We start from the raw sequence: 1,007 nt of genomic DNA, 5'->3' as shown, positions 1-1,007 counted from the left end.
CTCGAACTCGAACTCGAATTCGTCTAGCTCCACATCTAACGGTGGTACGGAGATTGAAACGATATCTGAAAGTGATTTTTGGCCGCAGCTTGAAGCGGCAGTCGCTCACTTAATTGGTTCTGGTGATGGGCAAAGCGTTGTGGTTACGCCACAAGCGAGTGTGATTACGGTACGTGCTTACCCCGATGAAATCCGAGAGGTTCGTGAGTTCCTTGGTATTTCTCAGAAACGTCTGCAGCGCCAAGTTATCTTGGAAGCCAAAATTATGGAAGTGACACTTAGTGACGGCTATCAACAAGGCATTAACTGGACCAAGATGTTTTCGTCGAACGGTACTAACTACACGCTAGGTATGGGTTCTATCGTTAAAAATGCAGCTGGTACGATCATCCCAGGCAAACTACCAGGCATGGACCCCATCGGTACCGCTTTAGGTGGTCAATCTAACCTCGTTGTTTCCGGTGGTAGCTTTGAAGCTGTATTGAGTTTTATGGATACACAGGGTGACTTGAATGTGTTATCTAGCCCAAGAGTGACAGCAGCTAATAACCAGAAAGCTGTTATAAAAGTGGGTATAGATAAATATTTCGTGACGAATTTATCAAGTTCGGTCGGTAGTGGTGATAACGCGAATGTTGCCCCTGAAGTTGAGCTAACCCCGTTCTTCTCCGGTATTTCTTTGGATGTGACGCCGCAGATCGATGATAAAGGAAATGTGTTCCTGCATGTTCACCCCGCAGTGATTGAGGTGGAAGAGGAAGTGAAAGAGCTTAATCTTGGCTCAACAACTGGTGTTGTGACGCTGCCGTTGGCTAAAAGCTCTATTCGTGAGTCTGACTCCGTGATTCGAGCGCAAGATGGTGATGTGGTTGTTATTGGCGGATTGATGAAATCAAACACCAGTGACATGACTTCAAAAGTTCCATTTCTTGGTGATATCCCGGCACTCGGTCATTTGTTCCGTAATACCAGTCAACTAACTCAAAAAACTGAACTTGTTATTCTAT

At 45.5% G+C, this 1,007-nt stretch carries 1 protein-coding gene; it reads left to right on the top strand.

All coding sequences use genetic code 11. The features are described 5' to 3' along the window. A partial coding sequence (mshL, locus tag AB4653_RS18760; protein WP_372104974.1) for a pilus (MSHA type) biogenesis protein MshL occupies positions 1 to 1,007 on the top strand: 1,007 nt, incomplete at both ends.

It is taken from the genome of Vibrio sp. 10N.222.48.A3 (assembly GCF_041475345.1).
Lineage (GTDB): Bacteria > Pseudomonadota > Gammaproteobacteria > Enterobacterales > Vibrionaceae > Vibrio > Vibrio tasmaniensis_A.
Note: the sequence above shows the minus strand (reverse complement) of the source record. Positions and strands in the feature narration are given on the sequence as shown.